Annotated in this window: 51 protein-coding genes; 10 read left to right on the top strand and 41 right to left on the bottom strand. The window is 40.8% G+C overall.

The genetic code is table 11. The features are described from left to right. Positions 1-94 precede the first annotated feature (94 nt). The 17 genes from AC2CZC_RS26825 to AC2CZC_RS26745 all read right to left on the bottom strand — a co-directional run bounded on the left by AC2CZC_RS26825 (position 95) and on the right by AC2CZC_RS26745 (position 8,287). The gene (locus tag AC2CZC_RS26825; RefSeq protein ID WP_484585787.1) at positions 95-544 is read right to left on the bottom strand and encodes an HNH endonuclease; all 450 of its coding nucleotides are present in this window, start codon (positions 542-544) and stop codon (positions 95-97) included. 132 nt (positions 545-676) lie between these two features. After that, on the bottom strand, positions 677-988 hold the full coding sequence (locus AC2CZC_RS26820; protein ID WP_484585786.1) for a phage holin family protein: 312 nt from the start codon (positions 986-988) through the stop codon (positions 677-679). Between the two features lie 28 nt (positions 989-1,016). Then, positions 1,017-2,021 carry a DNA cytosine methyltransferase gene (locus tag AC2CZC_RS26815; RefSeq protein ID WP_484585855.1) on the bottom strand — a complete coding sequence of 335 codons (1,005 nt, stop codon included), beginning with the start codon at positions 2,019-2,021 and terminating at the stop codon, positions 1,017-1,019. Positions 2,022-2,210: 189 nt separating this feature from the next. Beyond that, complete coding sequence (locus AC2CZC_RS26810) at positions 2,211-2,654, bottom strand: DUF5675 family protein (RefSeq protein WP_484585854.1); 444 nt, start codon at positions 2,652-2,654, stop codon at positions 2,211-2,213. Next, positions 2,644-3,036 (bottom strand): hypothetical protein, encoded by a 393-nt coding sequence (locus AC2CZC_RS26805; RefSeq protein ID WP_484585853.1) that lies wholly within the window; start codon positions 3,034-3,036, stop codon positions 2,644-2,646. The genes AC2CZC_RS26810 and AC2CZC_RS26805 overlap by 11 nt, the downstream gene beginning before the upstream one ends. Positions 3,037-3,240: 204 nt before the next feature. Further along, positions 3,241-3,555: a hypothetical protein gene (locus tag AC2CZC_RS26800; protein ID WP_484585852.1), complete on the bottom strand. Its 315-nt coding sequence runs from the start codon at positions 3,553-3,555 to the stop codon at positions 3,241-3,243. 10 nt (positions 3,556-3,565) lie between these two features. Continuing rightward, entirely contained in the window at positions 3,566-3,802 is a 237-nt protein-coding gene (locus AC2CZC_RS26795) for a hypothetical protein (RefSeq protein WP_484585851.1), read from the bottom strand. Between the two features lie 19 nt (positions 3,803-3,821). Beyond that, positions 3,822-4,331, bottom strand: coding sequence for a hypothetical protein (locus AC2CZC_RS26790; RefSeq protein ID WP_484585850.1), 510 nt, complete (start codon positions 4,329-4,331; stop codon positions 3,822-3,824). After that, positions 4,324-4,485 (bottom strand): hypothetical protein, encoded by a 162-nt coding sequence (locus tag AC2CZC_RS26785; protein WP_484585849.1) that lies wholly within the window; start codon positions 4,483-4,485, stop codon positions 4,324-4,326. The genes AC2CZC_RS26790 and AC2CZC_RS26785 overlap by 8 nt, the downstream gene beginning before the upstream one ends. A 227-nt stretch (positions 4,486-4,712) precedes the next feature. Further along, on the bottom strand, positions 4,713-5,027 hold the full coding sequence (locus AC2CZC_RS26780) for a hypothetical protein (RefSeq protein WP_484585848.1): 315 nt from the start codon (positions 5,025-5,027) through the stop codon (positions 4,713-4,715). Between the two features lie 154 nt (positions 5,028-5,181). Beyond that, positions 5,182-5,556 carry a hypothetical protein gene (locus tag AC2CZC_RS26775; protein WP_484585847.1) on the bottom strand — a complete coding sequence of 125 codons (375 nt, stop codon included), beginning with the start codon at positions 5,554-5,556 and terminating at the stop codon, positions 5,182-5,184. Then, complete coding sequence (locus AC2CZC_RS26770; RefSeq protein ID WP_484585846.1) at positions 5,543-5,722, bottom strand: hypothetical protein; 180 nt, start codon at positions 5,720-5,722, stop codon at positions 5,543-5,545. Before AC2CZC_RS26770 ends, AC2CZC_RS26775 begins: the two co-directional genes overlap by 14 nt. Before the next feature lie 13 nt (positions 5,723-5,735). Continuing rightward, positions 5,736-5,993, bottom strand: a complete 258-nt coding sequence (locus AC2CZC_RS26765; protein WP_484585845.1) for a hypothetical protein — start codon at positions 5,991-5,993, stop codon at positions 5,736-5,738. 67 nt (positions 5,994-6,060) lie between these two features. Continuing rightward, a complete protein-coding gene (locus tag AC2CZC_RS26760) occupies positions 6,061-7,299 on the bottom strand; it encodes a tyrosine-type recombinase/integrase (protein WP_484585844.1) in 1,239 nt (412 codons plus the stop codon). Positions 7,300-7,333: 34 nt separating this feature from the next. Further along, positions 7,334-7,501: a hypothetical protein gene (locus AC2CZC_RS26755; RefSeq protein ID WP_484585843.1), complete on the bottom strand. Its 168-nt coding sequence runs from the start codon at positions 7,499-7,501 to the stop codon at positions 7,334-7,336. Then, entirely contained in the window at positions 7,498-7,926 is a 429-nt protein-coding gene (locus tag AC2CZC_RS26750; protein WP_484585842.1) for a hypothetical protein, read from the bottom strand. The genes AC2CZC_RS26755 and AC2CZC_RS26750 overlap by 4 nt, the downstream gene beginning before the upstream one ends. After that, positions 7,913-8,287 (bottom strand): hypothetical protein, encoded by a 375-nt coding sequence (locus AC2CZC_RS26745; RefSeq protein WP_484585841.1) that lies wholly within the window; start codon positions 8,285-8,287, stop codon positions 7,913-7,915. The genes AC2CZC_RS26750 and AC2CZC_RS26745 overlap by 14 nt, the downstream gene beginning before the upstream one ends. Positions 8,288-8,715: 428 nt before the next feature. Between AC2CZC_RS26745 and AC2CZC_RS26740 the strand changes: the two genes are divergently transcribed. Further along, positions 8,716-9,297, top strand: coding sequence for an XRE family transcriptional regulator (locus AC2CZC_RS26740; protein ID WP_484585840.1), 582 nt, complete (start codon positions 8,716-8,718; stop codon positions 9,295-9,297). Positions 9,298-9,441: 144 nt separating this feature from the next. Here the strand turns inward: AC2CZC_RS26740 and AC2CZC_RS26735 are convergent, their stop codons facing one another. After that, complete coding sequence (locus tag AC2CZC_RS26735; protein WP_484585839.1) at positions 9,442-9,660, bottom strand: hypothetical protein; 219 nt, start codon at positions 9,658-9,660, stop codon at positions 9,442-9,444. A 311-nt stretch (positions 9,661-9,971) separates the two neighbouring features. On the opposite strand from AC2CZC_RS26735, the gene AC2CZC_RS26730 reads away from it, so the two are divergent. The 4 genes from AC2CZC_RS26730 (at position 9,972) to AC2CZC_RS26715 (ending at position 11,972) form a co-directional block, all read left to right on the top strand. Further along, positions 9,972-10,307 carry a helix-turn-helix domain-containing protein gene (locus AC2CZC_RS26730; RefSeq protein ID WP_484585838.1) on the top strand — a complete coding sequence of 112 codons (336 nt, stop codon included), beginning with the start codon at positions 9,972-9,974 and terminating at the stop codon, positions 10,305-10,307. A gap of 2 nt (positions 10,308-10,309) precedes the next feature. Then, entirely contained in the window at positions 10,310-10,906 is a 597-nt protein-coding gene (locus AC2CZC_RS26725; RefSeq protein WP_484585837.1) for a hypothetical protein, read from the top strand. A gap of 54 nt (positions 10,907-10,960) precedes the next feature. Further along, entirely contained in the window at positions 10,961-11,104 is a 144-nt protein-coding gene (locus AC2CZC_RS26720; protein WP_484585836.1) for a hypothetical protein, read from the top strand. A 157-nt stretch (positions 11,105-11,261) separates the two neighbouring features. Next, positions 11,262-11,972, top strand: a complete 711-nt coding sequence (locus AC2CZC_RS26715) for a recombinase family protein (RefSeq protein WP_484585835.1) — start codon at positions 11,262-11,264, stop codon at positions 11,970-11,972. Here the strand turns inward: AC2CZC_RS26715 and AC2CZC_RS26710 are convergent. Then, on the bottom strand, positions 11,961-12,239 hold the full coding sequence (locus AC2CZC_RS26710) for a chromosome segregation protein ParM (RefSeq protein WP_484585834.1): 279 nt from the start codon (positions 12,237-12,239) through the stop codon (positions 11,961-11,963). The two genes, AC2CZC_RS26715 and AC2CZC_RS26710, sit on opposite strands and share 12 nt — an antisense overlap. Positions 12,240-12,571: 332 nt before the next feature. Between AC2CZC_RS26710 and AC2CZC_RS26705 the strand changes: the two genes are divergently transcribed. Further along, complete coding sequence (locus AC2CZC_RS26705) at positions 12,572-13,285, top strand: RepB family plasmid replication initiator protein (protein WP_484585833.1); 714 nt, start codon at positions 12,572-12,574, stop codon at positions 13,283-13,285. A gap of 361 nt (positions 13,286-13,646) precedes the next feature. Here AC2CZC_RS26705 and AC2CZC_RS26700 read toward each other — a convergent pair whose 3' ends face one another. The 6 genes from AC2CZC_RS26700 to AC2CZC_RS26675 form a co-directional block, all read right to left on the bottom strand. Then, entirely contained in the window at positions 13,647-13,943 is a 297-nt protein-coding gene (locus tag AC2CZC_RS26700; RefSeq protein WP_484585832.1) for a hypothetical protein, read from the bottom strand. A 4-nt stretch (positions 13,944-13,947) separates the two neighbouring features. Next, a complete protein-coding gene (locus tag AC2CZC_RS26695) occupies positions 13,948-14,229 on the bottom strand; it encodes a hypothetical protein (RefSeq protein WP_484585831.1) in 282 nt (93 codons plus the stop codon). Positions 14,230-14,288: 59 nt separating this feature from the next. Continuing rightward, on the bottom strand, positions 14,289-14,669 hold the full coding sequence (locus AC2CZC_RS26690) for a DUF6943 family protein (RefSeq protein WP_484585830.1): 381 nt from the start codon (positions 14,667-14,669) through the stop codon (positions 14,289-14,291). A gap of 113 nt (positions 14,670-14,782) precedes the next feature. Beyond that, on the bottom strand, positions 14,783-15,283 hold the full coding sequence (locus AC2CZC_RS26685; RefSeq protein ID WP_484585829.1) for a hypothetical protein: 501 nt from the start codon (positions 15,281-15,283) through the stop codon (positions 14,783-14,785). Next, complete coding sequence (locus AC2CZC_RS26680) at positions 15,280-15,444, bottom strand: hypothetical protein (protein ID WP_484585828.1); 165 nt, start codon at positions 15,442-15,444, stop codon at positions 15,280-15,282. The genes AC2CZC_RS26685 and AC2CZC_RS26680 overlap by 4 nt, the downstream gene beginning before the upstream one ends. Before the next feature lie 8 nt (positions 15,445-15,452). Then, on the bottom strand, positions 15,453-16,337 hold the full coding sequence (locus tag AC2CZC_RS26675; RefSeq protein ID WP_484585827.1) for a DNA cytosine methyltransferase: 885 nt from the start codon (positions 16,335-16,337) through the stop codon (positions 15,453-15,455). 127 nt (positions 16,338-16,464) lie between these two features. Here AC2CZC_RS26675 and AC2CZC_RS26670 point away from each other — a divergent pair, with 127 nt between their 5' ends. Next, entirely contained in the window at positions 16,465-16,740 is a 276-nt protein-coding gene (locus AC2CZC_RS26670; protein ID WP_484585826.1) for a hypothetical protein, read from the top strand. 40 nt (positions 16,741-16,780) lie between these two features. Here AC2CZC_RS26670 and AC2CZC_RS26665 read toward each other — a convergent pair whose 3' ends face one another. The 10 genes from AC2CZC_RS26665 to AC2CZC_RS26620 all read right to left on the bottom strand — a co-directional run bounded on the left by AC2CZC_RS26665 (position 16,781) and on the right by AC2CZC_RS26620 (position 20,407). Continuing rightward, a complete protein-coding gene (locus AC2CZC_RS26665) occupies positions 16,781-16,948 on the bottom strand; it encodes a hypothetical protein (protein WP_484585825.1) in 168 nt (55 codons plus the stop codon). Between the two features lie 27 nt (positions 16,949-16,975). After that, positions 16,976-17,218 (bottom strand): hypothetical protein, encoded by a 243-nt coding sequence (locus AC2CZC_RS26660; RefSeq protein ID WP_484585824.1) that lies wholly within the window; start codon positions 17,216-17,218, stop codon positions 16,976-16,978. Positions 17,219-17,259: 41 nt separating this feature from the next. After that, positions 17,260-17,469: a hypothetical protein gene (locus AC2CZC_RS26655; RefSeq protein WP_484585823.1), complete on the bottom strand. Its 210-nt coding sequence runs from the start codon at positions 17,467-17,469 to the stop codon at positions 17,260-17,262. Positions 17,470-17,498: 29 nt separating this feature from the next. Further along, entirely contained in the window at positions 17,499-17,762 is a 264-nt protein-coding gene (locus AC2CZC_RS26650; RefSeq protein WP_484585822.1) for a hypothetical protein, read from the bottom strand. 23 nt (positions 17,763-17,785) lie between these two features. Next, positions 17,786-18,013: a hypothetical protein gene (locus AC2CZC_RS26645; RefSeq protein WP_484585821.1), complete on the bottom strand. Its 228-nt coding sequence runs from the start codon at positions 18,011-18,013 to the stop codon at positions 17,786-17,788. Positions 18,014-18,044: 31 nt separating this feature from the next. Then, the gene (locus AC2CZC_RS26640) at positions 18,045-18,509 is read right to left on the bottom strand and encodes a hypothetical protein (protein ID WP_484585820.1); all 465 of its coding nucleotides are present in this window, start codon (positions 18,507-18,509) and stop codon (positions 18,045-18,047) included. Positions 18,510-18,538: 29 nt separating this feature from the next. Next, entirely contained in the window at positions 18,539-19,474 is a 936-nt protein-coding gene (locus AC2CZC_RS26635) for a DNA-binding protein (protein WP_484585819.1), read from the bottom strand. Positions 19,475-19,608: 134 nt separating this feature from the next. Continuing rightward, complete coding sequence (locus tag AC2CZC_RS26630) at positions 19,609-19,791, bottom strand: hypothetical protein (RefSeq protein ID WP_484585818.1); 183 nt, start codon at positions 19,789-19,791, stop codon at positions 19,609-19,611. A gap of 29 nt (positions 19,792-19,820) precedes the next feature. Then, a complete protein-coding gene (locus AC2CZC_RS26625) occupies positions 19,821-20,096 on the bottom strand; it encodes a hypothetical protein (protein WP_484585817.1) in 276 nt (91 codons plus the stop codon). 20 nt (positions 20,097-20,116) lie between these two features. After that, positions 20,117-20,407, bottom strand: a complete 291-nt coding sequence (locus tag AC2CZC_RS26620) for a hypothetical protein (protein ID WP_484585816.1) — start codon at positions 20,405-20,407, stop codon at positions 20,117-20,119. 109 nt (positions 20,408-20,516) lie between these two features. Between AC2CZC_RS26620 and AC2CZC_RS26615 the strand changes: the two genes are divergently transcribed. Next, a complete protein-coding gene (locus AC2CZC_RS26615) occupies positions 20,517-20,732 on the top strand; it encodes a hypothetical protein (RefSeq protein WP_211013288.1) in 216 nt (71 codons plus the stop codon). 283 nt (positions 20,733-21,015) lie between these two features. Here AC2CZC_RS26615 and AC2CZC_RS26610 read toward each other — a convergent pair whose 3' ends face one another. From AC2CZC_RS26610 to AC2CZC_RS26585, 6 genes are all read right to left on the bottom strand, one after another. Further along, complete coding sequence (locus AC2CZC_RS26610; RefSeq protein WP_063875719.1) at positions 21,016-21,228, bottom strand: hypothetical protein; 213 nt, start codon at positions 21,226-21,228, stop codon at positions 21,016-21,018. Between the two features lie 72 nt (positions 21,229-21,300). Beyond that, complete coding sequence (locus AC2CZC_RS26605; RefSeq protein WP_484585815.1) at positions 21,301-21,513, bottom strand: hypothetical protein; 213 nt, start codon at positions 21,511-21,513, stop codon at positions 21,301-21,303. Further along, on the bottom strand, positions 21,514-22,293 hold the full coding sequence (locus AC2CZC_RS26600) for a tyrosine-type recombinase/integrase (RefSeq protein ID WP_484585814.1): 780 nt from the start codon (positions 22,291-22,293) through the stop codon (positions 21,514-21,516). Positions 22,294-22,425: 132 nt separating this feature from the next. Next, entirely contained in the window at positions 22,426-22,869 is a 444-nt protein-coding gene (locus tag AC2CZC_RS26595; protein WP_484585813.1) for a hypothetical protein, read from the bottom strand. Positions 22,870-23,197: 328 nt separating this feature from the next. Beyond that, positions 23,198-23,845, bottom strand: coding sequence for a hypothetical protein (locus tag AC2CZC_RS26590; RefSeq protein ID WP_484585812.1), 648 nt, complete (start codon positions 23,843-23,845; stop codon positions 23,198-23,200). Between the two features lie 151 nt (positions 23,846-23,996). After that, positions 23,997-24,191, bottom strand: coding sequence for a hypothetical protein (locus AC2CZC_RS26585; protein WP_484585811.1), 195 nt, complete (start codon positions 24,189-24,191; stop codon positions 23,997-23,999). 389 nt (positions 24,192-24,580) lie between these two features. Here AC2CZC_RS26585 and AC2CZC_RS26580 point away from each other — a divergent pair, with 389 nt between their 5' ends. Then, complete coding sequence (locus AC2CZC_RS26580; protein WP_484585810.1) at positions 24,581-25,375, top strand: ParA family protein; 795 nt, start codon at positions 24,581-24,583, stop codon at positions 25,373-25,375. Then, positions 25,368-25,760, top strand: coding sequence for a hypothetical protein (locus AC2CZC_RS26575; protein ID WP_484585809.1), 393 nt, complete (start codon positions 25,368-25,370; stop codon positions 25,758-25,760). The genes AC2CZC_RS26580 and AC2CZC_RS26575 overlap by 8 nt, the downstream gene beginning before the upstream one ends. Positions 25,761-26,364: the final 604 nt, after the last annotated feature.

The following is a 26,364-nucleotide window of genomic DNA, read 5'->3' as shown; positions in this document are numbered from 1 at the left end:
AATGATTTAAAAAGGATCTAATTTGGATCAATTTTGATTTCTTATTTCTTGCGTATAAAAATTTCACTGGATGGCGGTACTTATAGGGGGCGTTTTAGCTGGACAATTTCACCCCCCTACCCCTCTGAACATGCAGATTTATAGCGGTGTGTGCGTATTTTCGCCTAATCTCATCCACGCTTTTACCCTTTTCCCAATTGGTTTTTATTTTTGCGCAAGATTTACAGAAGCAAGATAGGTTTTCGAGGCTTTCACCACCGTTCAACGCCTTTGGGATTATGTGCTCGCACACCGTACCAGGTTTAACAATTGACGGCTTTGAGTACAAACAATTCAAACACAAATGTCCTGCGGCCTCTTTGACGCTGGCAGATAATTTCTTCCATTCAGTTGTTTGATAAACGCGGGGGCCTTTACGGCTTTGCGCTTGTTGATATGCGCCCCAGCTTGCCTTGCTTTTATGAGCTTCGCAGTAACCATGCTGAAGCGTTGTTTTATTTGGGCAGCCACGAAAGCGGCAGCGCTTAGGAGTTCTAGGCGGCATTGAATCACCTTTGATTGGGTGCCTCTCCTACAAGATGAGTACCTCAGTAAGCAAGCAAGGGATGAAGTAACTTACTCACTTTAGCACCTGACCGGACACGCTCAAACCGACTCATAGGAGAGACAAAATTAGTTATCTATAAGAACGTAAAACGCTCTTAAATATTTGTTCAAAAAATACAATAGATGTTGCGCCCGCATGACCAGCTATACCCGCCGCAGCCGCAGTAACTAAAGGGGACGCACCGAACTCTTTACAAGCCAGCACTGTAATTACCCCAGCAAAGCCACTTATCACCCATTCCGCGCATAGCTCTCTAAGGTTAAAGGGCTTCTCTGATAATTTGCGTTTACGTATAAAGTTCGCTGTTCCTCCCCATAGGGCCAAGAATACAAAAATCATGTAATCGCTTATAGCTGATAAATAGCTAAACTCGTTATTCATTACAGTACCAGTTGCCTATCGTTAAAAGTTAAAAGAAAGGATCAAGTCGTTCACCAATCCACCTCAACTGCGGCACCGCTATTGAGTTACCAAGAGCCCTCAAGCGCGGATGGATAACGCACTGTTCCGCTGGACGCCCCCGATACGGGATGCGTGTATAGTTATCCTCAAACCCGAACAACCTTTCTTTTTCTATCGCTGTAAATGCCCTGAGATAATCACCTGATAAAGTCGGGTAGCCAGCTTCATTGCAGACAACCACCTGATTATTTGTGACGGTAAGCAAGTCCTTTTCTGTATGAGATGTTATGCATCCTGAGTATGTCTTGCATATGCCTTTTGAAGCGCTTGCATGACATTCGAAGGAGCTTTCTTCTTCGTCTTCAGCAGCCTTTGATAAATAGAACTTTGCATCTGATCGCTGAAAAAGTATCGGCGTTCGATTTGCCCAGTTTCCAAAATCTGCAAGAGCGAACACTCTACGGCGTTGCTGGGGCACTCCGAAATATTTAGCGTCAAGAGTCCGCCACTCAACGAGTGATTGCTTGTCACTGTATGCAAGTCCGGCATTTTGCCACCCTTTTTTTGGGACTGGGAACTCTCGCCCAACAAGAGCCCTGAGAACTTCAGAAAAGTCTCGGCCTTCGTTTGAGCTGAATGCACCTGTGACGTTTTCCCAGAGTGCGAACCTTGTTTCACAATGCTTTTTACACCAATTGATGATCTCAATCGCTTTGTAGAATAAACCAGACCGTGTAACCCCATCTTTAAACCCCTCTCTCTTTCCCGCAATACTTAAATCCTGACATGGTGAACCGAATACAACGACATCTATGCGGCCAAGTTTCTTTATACACTCTTCCGTTATTTGTGTTATATCTCCAAGGTTTGGAATGTCAGGATAGTGATGCGCCAAAACAGCGCAAGGGAAAGGGGCAACTTCTGAAAAGGCCACCGGTTGCCACCCCAAAGGACGCCAAGCAACCGTTGCGGCCTCTACTCCGCTAAACAAGCTAAGATATTTTACTGCCAATTTTGCCACCTTTTATACATTGATGACGCTCTTGGCGTTCTATTTTGTTTATACAATGATGCTCTGGGCACTCTGCTTTGTTTATTTGCTTACAACGAGGACATTTCACCTCTGCACGACCACTCAAAAAAAGCAATCGTTTATTACAACGCGAACACCTAACCTCTTGCATTTAACCTCTATTTTTATCTACATCGCAGCATGATTCCTAATAATCAATTTGTGCTGATTTTTACCAAGCTTCATCTTTATTTCCTTAAAAGCAGCTTCACTATTTAAAACGCCCCACTCCTGACCTACACACCCAAATTCAAGACCAGGCGCAATACACCCCTTAACTTCACTTGGAGTATTGGCAACATGTAAAAGACAATGGGTTCTTTGAGAAGGGCCGTATCTAGTAACCCCCAAAGTAGGTGATTCAATTGCATAGCACTCACCCTTAGAAGGTGATATATGAGGCATAATTACATACTCACCATTTGGAACGCAGCTGACATTGCGCTCATTGTTCTTCCATGGCCGTTCAACCGTCACCGCGACTTTGACATCATCTATGTAAAAATCACTAAACACCCCAAAGGGAAAATGACGCCGCTCTATTACAACTGTCTTAGTTTTTTTATTGTTCATAATAAACCCCTGTAGCAAATTGCTGTGCTAAAACTTCTGCACAATAAGTTGGAAAGCTGGACAAGATTATTACTGAGACCCCCAACTCATCACGGCGATTCATAGCATCTAATAGCTTGGTGTTTTGTTGAAAGTTTCGAATACCAACAAGATAAGCAAAAATGATAAGGGCATCTTGCTGAGCCTCGTTAAACTCACTTATAGAGGTGTTTTCATCCAACGAAATGAAGACATGATACAAGTCAACTGCAATCTGTGACTCAATATTATCAATAATGCGAATAAATAGACCGGTTTGATCATTCAATTCCAAACACTCAGATGGTAATGGCTCAAACAACTTTGGCACTAAAACCTTTAACAGACCAATCATGCGCACCATAAAACTCCCAAAAAAAAACCCTCTATAAAGAGGGTTTTCAAACTTAACCTGAAGGAAATGAACTATCCCCGAGTAAAAGGAATGTCAGGGGCGAACACTGCGGAAATTCCCCCATAACAGAAATCATATAGGTAACCGCCAACCGTGTCAACACGAGGCGTGTTAATAAACAAAAAAAACACAAAAAGTGTTAAACCAATAAGTTCACTTAAAAGCTTCAAAGAATTGATCGTTCAAATTCCATATTGCCCACCAAACACGAGTAAACCACCCTTTTGATTTTAACTGAGACAACTGTCGCAATGATTCCCCTTCTTTACCAAAGTCAAAATTCAGCTTGATAGGAACACTTTGAAGTCTTCCCCTGGAGGAAACAAATTCTTGAAAATGTGCACGCCGAACATCGGCCTCTTCAGTCAAAGTAACAATGCGATAATCACCAGACGGAGAAGTAAAAACATAACCAACATGCTCAAACCCCTGCTGGCAAGAACTTGTATACACTTTGGTAAGCTGCATGATTTACCTTTTATCTGATTACTTTTTCACTCGACTGTTCTTGGTCGCATTCAGCAAATTCTAAGCCAAACGCAAAGCCATTTAAAAACTCATCTAAACCATCAAGGCTAGAACACTCAACTGAGATCTGGTTATCATCGCCTTTAATAAAAAAACGACCGCTATTTATACTTAATTCCAACCCTAGCGCTAAAGATTTTTTTTGTAACTTGCAGTATTTATACGCAATATCAATCTCTTGATTCATAAATTTTTATCCCAAAGTTTTAAATTGCTTCAATTCGAGACATAAACGCCTGCTCATCTGGCAACTTTATAAAGTGAGTGAATGCAACACCATTTTCTGGATAACAAGCGCCGCTATCAGCGCAACAAGTTACAAACTCGGTATCGAAACAATCACCGGTCCAAACTAACAGCTTTTGGTCTTGCGGGCAGTCTTCGTAGGTTTCAACTTTTACCATTTGAGACAGCAATAACTCCAAGCCAAATACGCCTTGCGTTTCAATCATGCGCGAACCGACAAGAACCGGCGCAAGCTCATTTAAGCGAAAACCGTCATAAGCAGTTTTAAGATCGCATGGGCGGCCACTTTCATTAAGGCCTATGTTGACACCTGCACAATCAAATGAAATTGAAGTAATCACAAATGTTTGATTTTTAAAATCAGTATGCTCACAGTCTTCTGTACCTCTAACTATCAAACCTAACTGTAACGGCTCGCCATAACAATCAATCCAACATTCCAACTCATCATTACTAATTTGTTTACTCATGCCTAACCCCATTAGAAAAGTGCACCCGCTGCACAGAGTTTTTAGCCACACCAAAAGACCAACCAATAAAAACAGCCACAGCCAAAAAAACACAAAAAGCAACAGCAACCCAAAGCAAATCCAACACTGTAAAAACAATAAGTTGATCACCCATAAATCAGCCACCCTTTTAAATAAATAACAGTACAAGGTTCCAGAGGGGGCCTAGATGAACACCCATTCCCTTTACACACAACCTCTACAGGATTTATATAACACCACTGGCCAAACTGAACACGAACGGCATCTTTTAAACCCCACAACAACAAACCCGAAAAAAAGACAAGCACCAGCCCGAAAACCAAAGCGCGCTTAAATCCAACATTACGATTAAAAGGCCCTTCAAGCATAAGGCCCCCTTAAAAACTTAGAAAAGCGCCGCGCCTTTTGAATGAGAACACCAACACTTTGAATGCACTTATTCCCGACTGAATGAGCTAAAACCTCGCCTGAGGAAAGATTTATAACTGGCGGCTCAGAATCCCACACACAAGGCAAGCCCATCACATGATTATTCAAAACCTCTTCCCCACCTTCACAGTCAATTTGAGACTTAATTTCTCTGAAGTTTAACCAAGTGCCAGTGCTCATATTTAACAACTCAAGGTTGTTACCCACCCCTCTTTTTAAGGCAAAGTCTGCATAGTAATAACGCATTGCTCACCCCTACTTTTTAGAAGGAGGGAGCCGCGGCGTATCACGACCCACCTCGCTATCATAAAACTCACGCCATTCGGCAACAGTGTCAGGACAGGGCAATCGCCCCTTACTGTGCATGTGGGCAACTGTCAACGCACAAAGGAAATCTTTCTTACAAGCCATAGCCGCCACCCCCTAAAGCGCTTTGGGAGGTCAAAGCAACCCGAACAGGCGGCGCTTCACCTAATGAAGTAACCAAGGCGCGCTCACAAAAGCCCTTCGCAAAATCGCCCCCCTCATGCGCAACCAGCAAAGGAATGGCCACCGCCAACAACTCTTGTATGTATTGCCTATAAGCATCTTCAGACAATCCCTCTACTGCCGGAGATTGAAAAGCGCCATGCAAAGCCCTTTGGATAAACAAACCATCAAGCTCAGAGCGAAATGCTGTAGAAAATGCATCACGCAATACCTGCCCATACTTGGCCTCAAACAAAGCCGCCACCATCACACCCGCCCCATTAATTACTAACTCATTCGGTTTCATTTTTAGGCTCCATTACCATGACTTGCTGAAACGCTTTCTCTTGTGCAAAGAGCTGAAGTTCAGCCCCATCAGTAAACTGAATCTTTACCGCGCCAATCTGCTCATGATGCCCAATGCTTTTAACTTCTTTACCCACTAAACGGTCTAACACTGCTTTATCTGCCATTTGGCCCCCTTGATTAATGTTGTTGAAATAGGTGAAGTTGGTCCTTTCTAATGTGGCGAACCACTGGTAAACCTTCCTTCTCATTTAGGGCCGCTTGGCAAAATTCACCAACCCATAGATGGCCATGTTCTTTAATAGCGGTCCCCAAACCAAACGCCAGAACCAAGCGCATAAACTCATCAAATTGCTGAGGAGACATATCTGAAATGCGTTCAGGACAAAACGCCGCCTGTATCGCCTCAGTCACTTTTGAGTCTTCGTTATCCACCATGTAAATATTCCTCATTGTAAAACTTCTAAAATCTGGCCCAGACCACACGGGCTGTGAGATAGAGGCATCACGCGAATTGGTAAATGTTCGCCTCTGTACCGTCTTTAAATTCCGCGGCGGCCTCTTGTAAATGGGTCGCCCACAGGGTCCATGCAGCACGGCGCTGCCCTTCCCCGACATCAGCCCCCAATGATTCAACATAGGTTTTTTGCACTGGCGTCAGCTCGTGATTGAGCATCAATTCAGCCACCATGGAATCAATGCCCAGCTCTAGTGCACGGGCTCTAAACAACTTGCGGTAATCGTGTGCGGTGTACTTGCCCTGCGACATGGCCAACACCAATTTGCGGGCCTCTGCATAACTGAGTGGCCCCTTTTTGTTGGTGTCCGGGAATAAATACTTACCGCGATAGCCGGCGGCTTTTAATTCTTTGTGCCAGCTCACAAGCAACTCAAATGCAAAGTCACTAAGTAACAATTTATGCTCTTTGGTTTTTGTGATCTCTTCAGGCAGGGTTAGGGTTTTATGCTTACTGTCAATATCGGACCATTTCAGCAATAACGTTTCACCAATACGCGTCCCATGTAACAACAGCATTTGACACAAAACGCCCCCAATGCCTTTTGCATTTAAAACGGTATGGGCCATTTGCGGCTCATCTTGGCGCGCAATGGCACACGGCTTGGCTTTGATTTTTGCCGTCACGACATCTTTAAATTGAATACCCTCAAGTGGGCTGCTTGTCGCTTTGCCACTTTTGACGGCTTGAGAGAACGCACGCTTTAATATTTGAAAATGCTGTCGCACGGTCCCCGGCTGATAAACCTCTTGAAGCGGCCACAAAAGCAAATCCTCTAACGCGCTTTTATCAAATGACACTAACGGCTCATTGGCCAGTCTTGGGATCAAGTGTTTACCAAGTGAGGACTCTATCCCCGCACGGCGCTTTTTACTTAGACTGGTATCTGTTTGACAGCGTTTTTTAAACCACTTCAATACATCGCCCACGGTTTGAAAAAAGGTCAGCTCAGGCATCGCACCAACCCCTAAGCGCGCCATATTTTCGGGCGCTTTATTGAGCATGACTTTAACGGGAATGAGTGGCCAACGCCCCAAATGATGCCAGTCTTGACCGCTTTTCTTTGAGAAGTCGCGTAAATACCACGACCCAGACGTTCTACACCCATGGACGCGTAAATAAAGCGGGTAGCGGGGATCTCTGAACTGCGAATATTCGGAGTTAGCCATATTCTCAGAGATCACCGCCTCGCTTAGTCTCACTGTTAATGTACCTTTTGAACTCATTTTTTATTCACCGTTTATCCACAAAAAATGTGGATTAAAAGCCGTGCAAGTCTTTGTAATATTTTTCTTCTTGTCGACGCTCATACGCATCAAGCGCGGCCTTTTTGGCTTTAGAAATGTTTACATGAGGGGTTTTTTCGCCACACCCTCTCAAGCTCGAAATAAGACTGGTTGTACAATCTGAATCTTTTCTTACTGTCATAAATGACCCTGCTCAATTAATCGACCTGCCACCTTTTTACGCATTGCCGCTAAGTGGCGCTGGTACGTCCTTAAACTCATGTTGAGCCTAAGCGCTTTATCGAACTGCGCGGCATCACACCGCAAGCCCTTAATTACCTCAGCGCCATACTCAACCCTAAACACTGTTACTTCTTTTTCTGCGCCCGCTTGATGGGCCGCCATTAGCGCGCTTTCAATATGCAATTCAGCGCAATCTATAAGCGGCTGGGATGCCCCAGAGCCGCCGTTAAACACATGCCCTTCAGCAAGCATTTGCAATAAACTAGTCTGCCTCGCCTCTTGCCCCGCCGTCACCCAGATAGCCCAGCTTTCAATCAATTCACTCAGGCGCTTTTTAGACACCTGCCTTAACGTAGATGCCAACACCTTGCTATCCCGGCGCATTTACAGCACGCGCCTTTTCCAGTTTTCTATGCAACATTAAAATTTCAGATAGTAATTGCTCCACAGAAACAACCCGCCCCCCAGACTCCCCCCTGGGCGAAAACCAAATGTCCTGCAACTCTATTGCTATGTTGTCGTAAACGTGACCTAGCAGCCCCCTCTCATGTGATACTAGCGCCCCCTTAGCCCTAAGCGCTGCAAGCTCATCCCCCGAACTCGGGTTGATAACCACTGTCAAAAAGCGCTCACTTTTAGAACCAGTTAATTTTGAAATATATTGTTTCCTCACTTCAAAACTGCCCCACCCGGTTAAATCACAAAAGGAAATAACCCCTTTAAACTGACCTTGAAAACACTTCATCAAAGCCTTAGCTTCAGAGCAAAAAATCACCACTAACACTTGGCGCTAACCCCATTCTTTTTTTCGTTATATCTAGTCACCCATACATCGGCGTTTATCTGCCTGCCACTCACTACGATAATTTTTTCTAAAGCCGTAGGGCGTGGAAACCTTTCTAGTCGGTTATAAGCTGCCGCCGTGGTGTACGGGATAGAAAAGTATTCGGCTGCTTTCGATACATTTCCGCCGAGAAACGCAGTAACAAAATCAGAAAAAGTCAATTTTTAACACCATCAAAGAGTTTTATTAAATCTAACACATAGCGTGTTTATGTCAACACACTACGTGTTATAAAAACACACAGCGTGTTCTTGATAAAGGTGTTTTAATTTAAATCTACACACATTGTGTTATTATCACTTTTACTTACGGACACTCTGAGTAATTACATGAACCCAATAAACACAAAAGTAGGTCTGCGTATAAAGTCACTACGCAAAAAGGAAGGACTCACTCAAGAAGGGCTGGGAATGCGTATTAATGAGAAACAGAGCAGACTAGGAAACTATGAAGCAGGGATAAGGGCGATTCCGATTAGCATTCTGGATGAAATTTCAAAAGAATTTAATGTGAGTTTAAGCTGGTTAGTAGGTGAGGATTCATGCGATTTCTTAATCTGCGATCAGACCTCTCAAGCGGCACTCAGAAAAGAACACCTAAATCAGTTAGGGGTTAGTAATGACATCGTTGAAATTAAAATTTCTGAGGATGGTATGATGCCGGAATATAGACCGGATGATGTCACTTATGTAGATCGCTCAAAAAGCACTTTAGAAAACCTCGTAGACGGATTTTACGCCATCGAGTTTCAAGGCAAGAATCTCGTTAGAAAAATTAGACGGGAAATAAACGGCACATTTTCTATTATCAGCCTCAATAGCGAACACAAAAACCTAACCTTATCGGCTGAGGAATTTAAAGACCTTACAGTCATAGGAAAGGTGGTGGCCAACTTAAGATGGTACGACTAAAAACTTAACCTAGAAGGGACTGATCGCCAAGCTCTAACCCAAGGCGACCAGTGTTTGCAACATAATTGGAGAGCCAACATGTCACATTTACAGAGTAACACGACAAAGCATGAAAAGTTAGGGGGAATAGCTTTCAATGAAAATCTAACAAGCGCTATTTTCACTAACCGCATTGGCAGCCTCAAGCGCCTCATTAATTTTTTCATATATCAATCTAGCGCCAACCAATATATGCTTTTCCTCCGGCCCCTCAGTAGCTGCGCAAAGAAGCCTAGAAAGATGCAACGCCTCTTCCATTTTTTCTAGTGCAGAATCCATGTGTTCTAAGTTTTTATTGCTGGAATTGTTATTTCCTTGCTGCATTTCAGTTCCTTATTAGATCAACAACCTTTGTTACCTCAAGTGTAACCGCTTGTAATTTACATTAAATCAATAATGTACTAAAGAGGACTAATCCGTAATTTAAGATACAAGACGAAGGGTTACTCTTGACTTTATTGTTAAATTATTTTAAACAAATTGGCTTTTTATGTTCGGATTTTTTTACCTTACGTTGAAAAAGCAAATTAAGTTGATGGTAATAGAAAGAAAGTTTAAAAAAATGAACTTTTAAAAAAATATACTTTTTTTTCACAATGGGATCGCTCATAACCGAGCGAAGTAAGGAGATAGGTTTGCCGCCCAATAAGTTTCCAACCGAGAAAACAAGACAAGACTCAATCGACCTTAAAAGAATGAGAAAAGAAATGGGAATGACCCAACAGCAAATTGCAGACTTAAAAGGTGTTGAAGTGGAAAAGTCAACGGTTTCCAACTGGGAAAACCCAGATATGACAAATGAACCAATGCGAAGTCAATATGAAGTTATTTGGGAACTCCACAAAAGAAAATGCGGCGGTGTTGGTTTTTCTAAAGAAACCATGAAATCTATTCTAAATTTGATTAGCCGCCTTTCAAAAGAAGAAAAAAGTTTAGTAAAAAAAATGATTAACGATGACAGCAAGGAGTAATAATGTTCGACTTTATTAACCATTGGAATTGGGATGCCACTCCTACGTATGTTGGTGCTTTTTATCTTTTCTCCATCGCTTCTGTATTATTGATAAACAGACAAGATCCTAAAAGGATTTGGATTGCTGCCGTTATATTTTTAGGTGTTGCTATCGACTTTTTTGTATTTAGAACAGTACTTCCTAGAGGAGTTATTATTCATCAAATTGCCTACTCGATTATGGACCTTACTATTATTATTCTACTAAAAAAGAGACTGGCAGTTTGTGAATATGCACTTAAAGTCATTAATGCTAACACTTCCTCTTTTGCACATAAGATACTCACGGATAAAGGAAGCACTAAACAAGAAATATTCATCCGAAATATGTTTAAAGCCTCTATTTTCGTTAACTTACTTATGATCGTGGAGCACTGCATAAGACACCCCGAGTTTTTCGGGATGGCGGAAAACAAAGAGCTTGCACAGAGTTTTGTTTATCTTTTTTATGCATACCCCAGCATTCAAATGGCAATTAATTCGTTGATCGGTCTGGCATTATTCACAATGACTGTAGACGGTATATTTTCAAAGAGAAACAGCATTAAAAGCTATTGAGTTGCATTTTTTTAAGAGATAATTATAAATCCAATAAACAAGGTTCTACTACTTATGAAAAAATTAACCAAAGATATTTTGAATAAAATCTATGGCGGCGGTACTGGAAGCGGAGATCAAGGAGGGCAGCCACAACAAGCAAAAGCAGCCCCATTCCCCTTCCCTTTTCCGCCAATATTTAAAGACATAGGAAATTAATTAGAAATTATTTAAAAGCTTTGCTTTGCAAGGCTTTTTTAACAAGCCCCATTAACGCTTTAGGGTAAACCCTAAACGCTCTTTATATTAGTGGTAAATAAGCGCTTAAATTTACACTCTAGCGAGTTATTCATACTCTAGAGTGTAAACCCCATTAATGGCTAAAAATTATGCTTATGTCAGAATAAGCGACAACAACAAACAAGACGCCAAAGGGCAGCGAGACAGGATCAGTAAATACGCTGAAGAAAACGGGTTGCTTATCACTAAATGGCTCGAATACGAGCTAAGCGGCAGCAAAACGAACAAAACAGAGCGAGGCTTGATAGCGCTTATTGAAAAGCTACAAAAAGGTGATCGGGTTTTAGTAAATGATATTGAGCGTCTTGGCCGGGATTCTATTAGCGACATACTGGAGGTAATCACGCGTGTTATTAATGCGGGGTGTGAAATACATTTTTGTTTAAGTAACGATGTACTCGCTCCAAAACACAAAAATGATTTAGCTACTTTCTTTATCACTATGGGGCGCGCATTTGCGGCGACAGAATACAGCAAAGAAAGATCGCTCAAAGCAAAAGCAGCAGCCGAGCGACGAAAGCAAAACAATTTACCTATAGGTAGAGCTACAGGCGCGATAATAAAAAGCAAGCTAGACAAGACTGAAGGTACTATTTTATTTTGGCTGTCTCAAGATGTACCAAAGTATCAAATTGCTGATAGGCAAGGAGTTGCAACTTCAACACTTGATAAATGGCTTAATCGTCGTGACGAACTTATCTGTATGGCCCGTGAACAAGGTTTGTATGAAAAAGGCATGAGCATTACAGAAATTAAACGGGCATTGAAAGAAAAGCTATTCGGTTAACTCTTTAAAAATAGTGCGCGCTCTTTCTCTACCTTGATCGGTTAGCTGGTATTTCAGCTTTAACGATTTGTTATATATAGCGTGTACAAGTTTGTGCTCTTTCAATTTGTGGCAACTAGCTCTAAAATTACTTGCTGCAATCTCTGAATTTGAGCTACGATTCACCAACTTCAGCAAATCGACGTTTAAAATCGGCTCATTGCCTTGTCTTTGCTCAAGCACAAACAGATAAAATAAAACTTGTTTTTGTATTTTTGATATTCGCATTCATTATTCCTTATCCATGCGTGACATGATTAAGAGATAATACCCTCCACTTATACACTTATCCACAATTTCTTTTTAAAGCTTTTTTATCTTTTTTATCTTTTAAACCTTTTTAGTACCGCGCAAAGCTATGTAAATAAAGGGCTGTAGAGCGATAGCATGGGAATCGCCTTAAGTTATTATGGGAATTATCTTAAGTTACTATGGGCAGTGCCTTAAGTTACCATGGGAGTTACCTTAAGTTACTATGGGAATCGCCTTAAGTTAAATTGCTTTATTAACAGGGTTGTCATGTTAATATGGGTGAAAGTAAAAGCTCCCATAGTTATGAAATGAATAAACTAGCAAAGAAAAATAAAAAGAACCTTGTTACTCAATCAAACGAGATCAGCGAAGCCGCTTATTACCTTTCTTTAAAAGCCAAACGTGTACTATGGATGTGCTTTTCTCAAATAAAAGACACCATTACAGACGGTGAAGAAGATATTTCTAATGGTCAATTTGATGTGCATGTTTCTGATTATCAGAGCTTATTCAATGTTAGCGTTCAGACCGCTTCAACTGACGTTAAAAAAGGGCTCGAAGAAATCTTAAAGAGCACTGTTAAGTTTTACCCAAAAGAGGGGGAGTTTGAAGAAAAAGTGAGGCCTTGGTTAATAGAGCAATCCACAAGAGTAGGAAGGGGCTCTTACCGAGTGGATTTTAACCCGCGTTTGTTACCATACATTGTTGGTTTAACTCAGCAATTCACTAAATTTTATTTGCATGAATGCGGCACCATAAAGAACAGCCGGACGATCAGGCTATACGAAAACTTGTGTCAATGGCGTAGTACAGGAATTTGGGCCGTCACGCCTCAATGGCTGGCTGAGCGCTATCAGCTACCAGATTCACAGAGAGAAAACACCGCAGAAATGAAGCGTAGCTTTATTGAACCGGCGATTCAGAGGATAAACAAAGAAACACCGCTTAAAGTCTCTTGCTCAACAACTTTACAAGGCTCAAAAGTTGAAAAGTTTATCTTTTCAATCGTAGATGAAAGTTAAGCCGTTTCCCATAATATGGACTGCACGGGAATTGGCTTAACTAATTACACTCAAACTTAAGGCATTTCCCATAACACGGGCTTCTATGGGAATGAGCTTAACTAACCATACTTGAACTTAAGGTATTTCCCATAGTGTGGGCCTCTATAGGAATTGGCTTAACTAATCAGACTTAAACTTAAGGTGTTTCCCATAGTGTGGGCTTCTATAGGAATTGGCTTAACTAATCAGACTTAAACTTAAGGTGTTTCCCATAGTGTGGGCCTCTATAGGAATTGGCTTAACTAATCAGACTTAAACTTAAGGTGTTTCCCATAGTGTGGGCTTCTATGGGAATTGGCTTAACTAATCAGACTTAAACTTAAGGTGTTTCCCATAGCTCGCATGGTTGCTGGCCATCGCACAGCATTAACAATACCTTCCATTGATTTTCGGGCATTTCTCGGTAGCTGGACTGTTCAGGGTTACGCTGATAGCGGCGCAAAAGTCTAACGTTTGCTTCAGTGGGAGAAAGACCCAGCGCAGCGCACACGCCATAATTATTGGTGTTTAGGCCTGTTTTTAATTGCTCAATACGCTTGCCGATATTTTCGCTTGTTTTGGCTTCGTAATCGACAGTTACACAGCCGTTTTCAACCGTAATTTTAATTGCTGTCATGCCTCTACCTTAAAATACTTTCGATGTCAGGTAACGAACTGAAAAAGCCAATTAGTTGATCCGCGCTTAACTCACCCATGTTTTCAATCCTGGTTAACTTATCACGGTCATGCTTCAGCAAGTCACCACGCTCAGTCTCGCCGCTTATGTATGTTGTGAACGTATCACCAAGATAATCGAACGTTATGCCGACCGTGCCTGTCTCAGTGTCAATTTGCGCCACCTTTACCGTGCCAATTACTAATAGACGATCATGCAATGCTTGTAATGTTTTACTTTGTATCATGTCTTTGCCTTTTATTTGATGGTCACCTTGCTCAATCAGAGGGGGCTTTCGCCCCACCCTTAACAGCGAGCGTAAACCGCTTGCTGTAGCCCCTTAAGCAACTCGCGCTGCTTATCCAGTTTCTTTTGCTCTAGTTCAATATTTTGTTCTAGAAGCGCCATTTGCTTTAAGTGCCTATCATTCATGTTTTCGCATTTCGCTAAAACCTCCCTGACGTCACCAATCCTAATTTGTTGCTGGCAGCTTCCGATTGCAAAGTAATCGAATGCGCCAGACTCATAGGCCGCTTTGACTCGCTGAAAGTCTAACTCAGGATTTTCACTGAAAACCATGAATGAGTTATTTGCAGTGTAGGGCTGCCACATTGGTTTGCCTACTTGCCCGACTCTGGCGATAAAGAAACTAGCTGTTAAAGAGCGATTGAAGGATTTTACTATCAAGAGACCTCCTATACAGGGGTGTTCCCAGCGAACCCCCTTCGTGTTGGTTCGTATATAATTATAGGGGTGCATTTGCACCCTGTCAATACAATAATTAACTATGATTCATATAATTAAAGATGGTCAATTTTGAACTTCGGATTGCAGCGGAGACAGCCACTCTCCTGTAGCCACGTTAAAAACTTTGACGTTTGAGTTGACGCATTATCAAATTTTGCAGCTTTAACAACAGCATCATATGCACTTAAATCACAATCCAGCGCCACTAATGCCAGCTCTCCACCAGAACCAATGCCATAGGAATGTAAAATCGGCTCTTGTCGCACAATTTTTGCACCGCCTTCGCTTTCATGAATGTAGCCATAAGTTACATACTCACAACCGGCTGACGCTCTAAAGAATTTGACCTTGCCAATGTGCTGAGGCAATAAAGCGCCATTAAGGTGTTGCACTAATTCGTAAATATCAACAGTTTCACCTGTTGCAAAAAGAATGCTCCCATCTTCTAGATGGTGCCACTTATCTGCATTGGAATTGATAGCAACCCCATTTTCAGAAGTCTGCGAGTCACACGCAATAACGAAATTTTCATGGTCATAAAGTATTGATGTCATATCTGCTCATTCAGTTTTTTATTTTTCAAACGCTCAATCTCTTTATCTTTTTTAAGGCACTGAGACTCTAATTCTAAAATTGCCAAGTGGGCTAGTTTTAGATGTGGACTATGCCCCATTCTCGCGCTAAACCATTCTTTAAATTGCTGCGCTTTACTCATAACCCCCCCTATTGAGTTAACTGATTCATGTATCTTATCATTTCACTCCCTACCCATTGGCCAATAGGTTTAGGTACACCGTTACCAATTTGCTTATAAGCTTCGGTATCGCACACAGGAAATTCAAACTCATCATCTAACCCTTGCAACCGCGCCCACTCCCGCACTGAGTAAGGCCTAACGCCCATTGGATAGCGATTATCTACCACTAACCGCGTTGATTTGTCTTTTGCGTAATGAGCGACACAAGTTGGCGCTATATCCCCCTTTTTTGGATCGCTAATAATAGGTAAATCTCTATATTCTCCATTCATACGGGCAGCAATGGCTTTAGGCAGTGTTATTTTAGGCCCCTCTTCAAGGATACTCGCAAGCGTTCTGGGCTTAGCGCTTTGCGGTGGGCGAATTGAGAAACGACGCTTTGTACCAATTATGATTAATCGTTCTCGCCTTTGTGGTAGCCACACGGATGCCTGAATGGGGCAAAACACTTGCACATAGTAATCAGGCATTTTTGTCATTGCCTCCATTACCAGGGGAAAAGCCCTCATACCAGGAACGTTTTCAACCACATAAAACTCAGGTCGAGCAATCGCCAAATGACGCAAAGCGTGCAAAAAAAGCTCGTCCCCCGTTCTTGTTCCGTGAATGTCTGCGATGGGGGAATATTTAGTACATGGGTAAGTAAAAACCATTCCATGACAACTGCTTTGTTCAAGTACCAATTCGTTAGATAAATCACAATGCTTGATGTGATCACCAAAATTATGCTTGTACGTTTTAACTGCGTTTTTATCCAATTCGAAAGCTTGATTTATTTTTATGCCAGAATCTATTAAGCCACTATCAAACAATCCTGCACCACAAAAATAACTGTTAACTGAAATTTCCATATAAACCTTTTTGAATAAATCAACTTTGATTCCTAAAATATAAATCAAAGTCGATTTATTTCAAGGTCTTTTTTACATCATTTTTGATTTATTTTATGAAAAGTACTAGGATTGCTAGATTGCAAAAATGGAAGATAAAACATTGCCAAAGAAGCTAAGCGAAAACCCACATTACGTAGAAGCATTGAGGAACTTTTTAAAAGCTGAACGCAAGAGGCTAGGTGGAACTAGGGCGCTCTATTTAGCGCTGTATGGCACGGAACCTGAAGAAAATGAAGAAAAGCGACTGATTAACCTATTAAATCGCGGCGCGCTTTCTGGTGAATTTATCGGCTTGTGTGTCGATAAATTGGGACTGGCTAATAGGACACTGGGTGAAGCGTTTAATATACATCAAAGTTGATTTTAAAAGCCGCTCAATGCGGCTCTTTGCGCATTCAAATTTAAGGTAATGTAACTTGCTTAATCACTTCATCACCGACTGTTTGAATGATTTTCTTGTTAGTTTCTGACGAGTAAAAAACGCCATCTTTTTTGTAAGCAAAGATCCAATAGGTGTCACCCTCTCCATCCCAATTATCAACAATATATAGTGCGTGTGTTGGTGCCATGATTAATCCCACCGTATTCCAATTCGTTTAAACGTGCTTTAATTCGCTAACAATATTCTCAATTGACCAATCACCCTGCGACTCTCCAATCGCAACGGCTTCGTTATAGATATCATCTAAAGGCGTTCCACTTGCTAGCTTATCTTCAACTTTTTTAATTCTTTCAAGATGAAGTAAGTGTGCAGCTTCAGTGCCTCTTGAGGAACTGCTTTTTATACCGTCTCTTGCTTCTTCCTTCATATTTTCGATTTTTTCTAAAATACTTTTCATTGATGTATTCCTTATCTATTTTTGAAAGTCAATTTTTCCAATTATTCTTGATGATACTTTTTAAGCCACTCGATTGTTGCTAATTCTTGCTCGCCACCTTCAGCTTTAGCAATGGCTTCTAATTCTTCGATTGTTGTATATGCTTCTACAATATCATTTGCTTCTACTGCCGAATCATGGACACAAAGAATATTCAGTGCTGACAGACAGCCCCACAAAAATTCATGATCTTGCTTAGTTTCTACTCTCATCACAAAACCTTTGTTTATTTTTCCAATTCTCAATAACCGTGGTTATTTGCAGCAACGTTACAGACTGAAAAACTATCTATTGAATATTCAGCAGGGCTATACATAAGTAAATCACCCACTGATTCTTGGCTTTGATATATCACACCTTTACGCATTAAATGGATTTCAGATGAAGCTTTGCTTTCAGAAATAGATATTTCTTGAACTAATATTTCTAATGACTTTGGCATTCTTTTAATGCAGCGCTCCAAAGATTTGAACCACTTTCTTTCTTGCTCTGTTAATTCGGTCATATTTTTAGCTCCAATTATTCCAATTATTTGGTATCAACCGGTTGGAGCTGGCCGACCACCTCCAGAAGGGTATTAATTTTGTTAAATGGCACTTCAACGAGGTCACTTATATTTCGTTCATTCCCATATGTATTTAAAAGAACAAAATACTTATGAGAATAATGCGCAACGGCCAAGTTCATACCTGCATTAAAAGTTGTACTACCCTGAACAATATCTTGTTTTAACCTTACGATTGTTCCAAACTTCATAAATCCCTCACGTATTCCAATATCTTCAGATTCAATATTTAAAAAGTTGTAACGTCCAGTAAATCACTACAGAACCATACGCCCAAGTTACAGCGCCGACTATTGCAAAGCAAAGCGCAATTCTTTCATAAACTGGAATATGACAGTACTGATTTTTTAGAGACGAAAATAGTGGACTAGGCAATATTGAAGCTACAGCATTCAGCCGTGAATTCATTTTTGTTAATTCGAGTTCTATCATCACTGAAGCAATTCCGATAAGAGCTCCAAATCGTTCAACCCAAGAGGGAATAGTCTCTCTAGGAGGCCTGATCGAAGGAAACAGAAACAGAACGAGGCCAACCACAACTAGTATGGCAATATAGAAAAATATATGTCTAACGCTTTTTCTCAACTGCTTTTTTGCCTCGTCCCTATCGGCAATTGCTGATGGGTCTGTTTCTGACCGCATAATTGGTGGTAACTTTGGTGGTAAGTTTTGTTTATTATCTGCCATGTGTAATCCCTTGTTTTAGCATTCCAACATTAACTATTCTTACTTTCTTTAACTGCAAGCGCTCTTGATAAAGAGTCTTTTTCTCTCTCTAACTGAGATACTTTACTTTGTAAATCTGATGACTTTCGCTCTAGTTCAAGCAATAAAGTTTGTACCTTTGGCAACTCGCTTGCTTGCTTCTTGTATTCATCGATGTCAGAAATTAGACGCTCAATATTGGCCGCTTGAGCTTCGTTTTGTGATTCTAGCTTGACGTTTTGAGTATTCCTTTCAGCAAGTTCAACGCGCAAATTCTCATTCAGCTTGTTTTCTTGTTCAAACTTCTCTCGTTCCATTTCAAATTTTGCACTATCAATAGAAAGTGATTTGATTTGCTCGCGTAGTGATGCTGTTTCCGTTTCGGCTTTTTCAAGACGCTCATTAGCAACTAACACAAGAGATTCGCTTTTCTGTTCAGCAGCTTTTATGGCGCTTTCAGCTTCTTTCTGTGCTTGTTGAACTTGAGATTCCGCATTTAGTTTTACTGCTTCGAGGTCAGATAAAGCAGTTTTGGCTTTCTGATCTGCTTCGCCAATTTGCTTTTCAGCGTTTAGCGCTCTTGCTTCTGCCAACTCTACACGATGAACACAATCTTTTTCTTTCTCTTCAAGCAACTCAATGACTTCATCACGATCTGTTTTAAGGCGCTCAATTATACTTTTTAAGTCTGCTGTTTTTCGGTCTACAACATTTTGCATTTCGCTTGCGAGCAATTCTGCTATTTTACTGCTGCCAAGTTCATCAGCCATACTTGCAACATCGGCGTCACGCTTATCATTAAAATCGCGCAAGAAACGAGACACGGTTTCTGTTTTACCACCTGTGACTTTCATCACTGCACGTACTGTTAACTTAACACCACTACCTAAAATATCTTGTGCTGCACTTGCAACCTGCTCATATGTAATACCGTTTTTATCTGCCATTTTGAACCCTTAAAAAGTTTTATTGAGCAATATTACAACAACGGAAACAGGAAACAAGTGTTTCCATATTATTTTGTTTCCCTATTAGTTAAAAAAAGGGAACTGATTAAACAGAACCCTTATTATTCCAACATTTAAATTCTGTAATTTGCGATCAGCTGCTCAAACTCTTTCACAAAGTTTTCTTTTTCACTACCAGACACAAATACATTTCCAGAAATTGAAATTTCTGTGTCCATATCTTCACCGTATATAACTTCTGTTCTTAGCTCAAGATTAAGGTTTGCTAATGCTACTTTTTTAAATTTATCTGCCATGTGTATTCCCTCTTTTCAAATATTTCCAATCACATCCAAAGCGAGTCAGCCATGCTTTTAGCGTCAGCTTTCAACGCTTCAATTGCAGTCTCTTTAGACTCACCTTTGCCACTAACAAAGTTATCATCAAAACACTCATGAAAAGGGTTGTAACCTATCTTTTCAAGATCGCTTTCTTTCATTTGATAACTACCAAAAATTGCAACCGCTTGCCGCGCCTCAAAACCATCATTTGTTTGTTCAATGTAAATTTGAGCGCCTGACAAACCCATATATGAACAAGATATAGCTGTTATTTCTGCCATGAGTTCAGTGTTCCAATGGATTAATTCTGTAGTGATTCAGCAAGTTTTAAACCTTCTGATGTCAGTTCGCCTTTAAAGTCATTCCATGCATAACCCTCAATCCAGACTCGGCCAAAAAAATTGTCTGGGCGACCATTACTGTATTGATACTCTATAGTCACGTTTTCAATGAGACCAGCTTTTGCTAATTTTTTTGCTGCATTAAAACACCTTTTCTTTTCTAAAGAAGACTCTAGAACTACCCCTCTTCTACAGCCCCTTCTGTTTAGAGCGTTCAAAAGTACTTTTTTATCAGATTGACTTAATTGCATGATTATTAGACCTTAAAATCAGATTAATTACACGTGTATTTAATATAGCAAATGCAGACTAAATTACAACCTATTTGCCAATAAAAAATACACGTGTAATAATGAAAAGATGAACGAAGATAAAAAGCGCCGAGGCGCACCCAAAAAACCCACCAGTGAGAAGCGCACAGCTCGTTTGGGTGTTGTTCAAGTAACTGAGCAGCAACTAGGTGATTATGAGACCGCGTGGGAGTTGGCAGGTAAGCGTAAATCAGATTGGATCAGGGATACCCTTGATGCAGAAGCCAAACGCACAATAAATAAGCACAAAAAAACCGCTAAATAGCGGCTTTTACGTATTCCAATACTAAAAATTAATTGATTTTGGTGACAGAGCTACACCAAGATCGCGATTAACTGTAGCGCTCACAATTACTGTGATTTCCGCAGGTTTCCAAAATTGCCACCAACGTTTGTTCGTAGAAATATAAAGCGGAATATTCCCGTGAGTTGTCGCATAAATTTCTTCGGATTGCCTTGCCCTGTCAGCACAATACCTTGTTGGCGCTTTTGGTGGAGGTGTGAGCATACAAATGTTCCTAGGTTTCCAATTCGTTGAGAAGGGGCGCTTATGCGCCCAATATGTATGCCTTTAACAGCAAGCCAATAACACCTGCTACAACAACCCATTGAAGCTTTTCAACCAGCGCCAAGCGCGCCTTAACTTCGGCAAGCTCTGTATGAATTTTCATATCCGTTTCAGCCGCCGCTGCTGCTTTCTCTTCGCTCACATTAGCTTCAAGTAGAGCTTGATATAGTTCTTTGTTAATTGTTGACATCATTTTCTCTCCGTAATTATGAATCTGCTTAACTTGTGATTAATTATACACGCCTAGGCGTGTATATCAAGTGTTTTAGTTCATAAAATAAACTTTTCTTATATCTTCATGCGCATTACGATAACGTGCCACTCCGTTATTAACAGTGTTTGGCTTTGTGCCCAGCTCGTTTGCTGCATCAACTTGACTCATGCCATCTACTAAAACAAGCTTAGCAGCTTGAAAAGCTAGGCTTTTTTGGTCTCCACGCATCAGTTTTGCAAGCGTTTCTAACTGCTCTAATGTCATTTATTCTTGTACTCCCAACGCCGGCACTGTTTTATATAAATTGTTTAGTGCATCAGTTAATTTTTGTGGATCAGGTATTATGTATGTATCTGTCATATCGTCGCTGACATGGCCTATTGCCATTTGTATGATTTCATAGTCAACACCAGCATCAGACAACAGGCTAGCTGTGCTTTTGCGTCCTGAGTGGCTTGAGCCTTGTGTAAAGCCGCAGCTCTTAAAAAGATTCCTAACGTAGTTTTCCATGCTTGAACAAACTAGCGTTTCTTTCTGACCATCCTTCGTTTGGTATTTTTTCACGTTAAAAGATAGAGTTACCCAGCGCTTACCGCTTCTAGCTAAAAACAGCGGACTATCTCCATTTAATCCACCATAGCTACCATCAATTGATAGCATAGCACCATCTAATATACGTTTGTCACGCCATGCAAGTACCGCTTTTCGTTGCTGTTTCAAAACCAAAGCACAATCACGACTTTGATCTGTTTTGGTATACTCAGCACTCATTCTAAAAATAGACTTTAGTTCGCCCGATTTAGTAAAAACGTCTTTAACTAACAGTTGGCAAGTTTCACCAATACGAGTTAATGAACCGAATAAAAACCAAATTAAAGCAACGTTCCTCTCAGCTGTTTCACCTCGATTTGCATTAGCTAAAATATGTTTTAGTTGCGCTTTACTCTCTATTTTCCCAGCACCTTTTCTACTTGCTTCAAGTCGCTTTACCGCCTCTGAAACAGGTCTTTTCCGTACTGGTTTATGTCCTTTTGTGAATGGCATATAGCACCAGATTTACACCCTATTCCAACATAGTATATTAAACAAACTCCGAAAACTACAGGCATTGTATTTATTGGTCATATTGGAATACTGCGCAGGGGTAAGTTAAAAGCCTCGCCAGAGGCTTAACAATTATTCATTCAACTTTTCTTCGATAACTTGAAACATGGAGAGCAACTCGGCGATGTCTTTCTCTTGAGCGCTTTTTTGCTTGCTTGATCTTTGCCCAGCCAGAACTTTTTTGTAGTAGTCTGGGTCATCTCTTAACTTCTGTAATAGTTTAGCGCGGTCTCTTTCGTAATACCTTTTTCGCTGCTCTTCGGGCATTTGTCTTTTGTATTCTCGCAAATACTCATTAACCCACTCTCGGTTTTCTTCATGCCATGCTTTGTAGTACGCCTTCACATGGTCTTTGTTTCTATCGTACCAATCTAACCAGTTTTGCTTTTGCTTCGCTCTGTACTCAGGATCTAACCTTTGTTGCGCGCTTCTATTTCGCATGTACTCTTTGTGCTTTCTTTTTGCATCAGGGTTTCGCTCAAGGTAGTCAAGCCGCTGCTGAGCCCTTTTTTGCAAAAAACCGGGCTCATCGGCCTTTTTCTTATGGTAAATTGCTAAAGAGCGCTTATTTGAGTCGATTTTTTTGCATTCTGGTGAGCATATATTGGTTTTGTTTGGGTCCGTAATTGGCCCCCCGCACACAGTGCAGGGCCCCTTCATGCAAGGGATGCAAGCATACTTTGCACTATGAGACTTTGCGTGGGATTCGCAATAGGGTATCCAGTTATTCGGGTAAACCTCCTCTCGCCCACAATCACAACGGATAAGCCAGAGCTTTTCTCGCTTCCTATTGAGCTTGCAGCCAACATGCTGAATCACTGTCATTTTACCAAACTTTTTCCCTTCAAGCGTCATTTTGGAGCAGTCCTTTAATATCTACACCGTAATGCTTACTTAATGCAGCCAGTGCCGAATCAATATCTATTCTAGTCCTGCCAACTACTAACGCATCATCTTGAACCTCAACTTTTTTAATGGTTCTAGGTCGAGTCTTGGCGGCAAGATTTTCAGATCGCTTTATTAGTTCTTTTTGTTCAGACACGCTTCTGATCGCGCCATCCCTGAACACTCTGGAAAGCTGCTGAGCGGGAATGTCAGAAAGCTTGAGTTTTTCGCTGTGCGCTTCACCCTTGTTGTTAGTAACCACATCGACAGTGTCGTCTTTTACTAGTTTACTCTGAAGCCTTAGCGGCAAATTCGCCAGAGCATTTAAGAGGCCTCTTTGCCCAACATATTTAAAAGCCAGCTCAGCCATTAAGCGCTTATTTGCTATCATCTCGATATAAAGCATGGCCCCTTTTCTAAACTCATCCATGTTTTCGCCGCGACGATCTAACTCCCTCCAAACATTGGCCATATGCTCAAAGAGCTTAACGGATACCCCTAAGGACGTCTGAAATGATTTTTTCAGCTCTTCCGTTGTAAATGACTGCAATTGATGTTCACTTGGCAGCTCCGCGTTTAGTCTAGTTAATTGGTTATCTATATTCATTTGCCTTCCATTCCTTTAAGGGCCCACCAAACCCACGCAGGGAATTGGCCTGTTTTTTTCCAGTTTATTACTTGCTGTTTGGTGTATTCAACTCGTCTGCAAAATTCGTTCTGTGAAATGCCGACTTGCGCCAGCATCTCCGAGAACTCCGCTACTTTCCCGCGCGGAAGTCCTCCCAAAGCCCAGTAGCTGAATCTGCGAGCTGGTCCATTGCAAAATCGGTTTCAGCATCACCAAACATGGCAATAAAGTTTTCTTCTGTGAAATACGCTTTTACTTCTTTTTCTGATGTGAATTGAGAGGCTTCGAAAGCGCATACATCGTTTAGGTAAGTTTGAATTTCCATGGTGTTCTCCTTGATGATTTATAGTGCAATGTTGTTTGCTGTTGAGATTAACTATAGGTAAAATTACTTTACCGGTCAAGTTATTTTACCCATGATTTGTGTTTTTTTTCATCAATGCCAATCAACACCTTTCAATGTTGGAATATTATGTATAGCACTTATGCTATACATAACACTTTAAAATTACTTTTAACCTATCCCGCCTATGTATAGCAACTGTGCTATACATAGGGCTTTATTTAATCTATTATGTATAGCATATATGCTATACATAACACTTTAAAATTACTTTTAACCTATCCCGCCTATGTATAGCAACTGCGCTATACATAGGGCTTTATTTAATCTATTATGTATAGCATATATGTTATACATAAAGGAGTGGAAGCATGAATAAGCTAAAGACTGCAAGAGTAATAATGATTGGGTGCCGCAAAGGCGGTGTAACCAAAACAACAACAACCGTCAATCTTGCTTATGAACTAAGCAAACTGGGCAAGAGGGTGTTAACAATTGACTTTGATGGGCAAGGGGACTTAACAAAGTATTTTGGACAAACAGAATCGGATAACTTTATAGGAGATCTTTTACTGAATAGAAAGTTCAAGATTTCAGATGCAATTTATCCAGCAATAGTGAAGGGGTTACCTCAGGATAATTTGCACATTATACCAGGCAAAAGCGGGGATGCTATGTCAAAGCTAGATATGGATATGGTTTCACTCACAAAACGAGAAGAACGCCTTAAAATACACCTTAAAAAGGTAGAGAATGATTATGACTTCATTCTTATTGATACCACCCCCGGAACCTCCGTCCTTGGCCTAAATGCAGTTATGGCAGCAACAGAGTATATTTTCCCAACTGAATTTAAAGAGCATAGCTTAGATGGAGTTGAAACCCTTCTAGAACATATTCAAGACGTTAAGTTCTGTGAAGAAGAGGAAATAAAATTTAAAGTTGTACCATCCAAGATAAGTAAATCTGCCACAAAGGCGCTTGAGTATGGAAAGAGTTATTTATCAGAAAGGTGGCCAAGCAACACTACAAAAACAATTGTTTGGGATCGTAGCTTATTTACAGAAGCTGAAATGAATCATGAACCTGCTAGTGTAACTAATCCTAGTCACCCAGGAGCAATGTTTTATAAGAACTTAGCAAAAGAGGTAACTAGCAATGACTGATTCAGCTTTTAAAGAAATACAGGAGTTAGAATGCAAAAACGCTCTAACAGGACAAGAAAGAGCTAGGTTAAAAACCCTAAAACGGACGATAAAAAAAGAGCAAGCGGCAGAGAATACAGCCAAAACAAATGTTTTTGCCACAACACCAACGACAAAATTACAGCCATTACCAATTAGATTTTCAAAAGGCGAACGCGCAGGGTTAACAAATCTTGCTAATAATATTAAAACAGATAACCCTGAACTGGTTATTGAGGAGCTTGGCAGCTTAAGAGACATTAACGAAACGAAATTAGTAAGGGCTGCGGTTTATTTATTGCAAGAGACTTCTACTGAGAAAATTATAGAAGCTATAAAAAACGTTAAGATTAACATGGTTAGATAGCATTCTAAGTGTGTATAGCAATAGTGCTATGCACACTTAGATTACTTTAATAAAGTATCGGACATATCCCACATTTTTGCTCTCAATGCCCAAAGGGCATGAAGGGCGGAGCCCGCGACTAAATACACAACACTAAAACTTTTAATTATCGTTAGTGGGGCGCACTTTATTAAACTTGGCATAAAAGCTGAAGCCCCCCTTGATAAGCGATTATCACAAACCTTTCAAGCAATTATATCCTAAACCTATTCTTTTGACATCCAGACGACAAGGGGCCCTCTTGTGGATTGGAGAGCATCAAGCGCTTGCGCTTCGATATGCGAACCCACAAGGCATTAATACACAGCTTTGCTGTGCGTTTAATTTAATTAGTTGATTTTAAATAGAAGATAATTTTGCACTTTATGATAGGGAGCACAGAACTTTAAAGAGAATTAGTCTTGCACTTTATATGTATAACTATAGGAAACGCTCTAGGTTGCGCGGTGAGCGCATATAAAAACAATGTATTTTCATGTTAAAGGAGGTTAAGAGCGCCTTGTAGGGTCACATACAAAGCGTTAGGGAACGGAAAAAACCAGCAATTGCTGGCGTAGGGTGATTT

Source organism: Pseudoalteromonas sp. MMG033, assembly GCF_057197785.1.
Note: the sequence above shows the minus strand (reverse complement) of the source record. Positions and strands in the feature narration are given on the sequence as shown.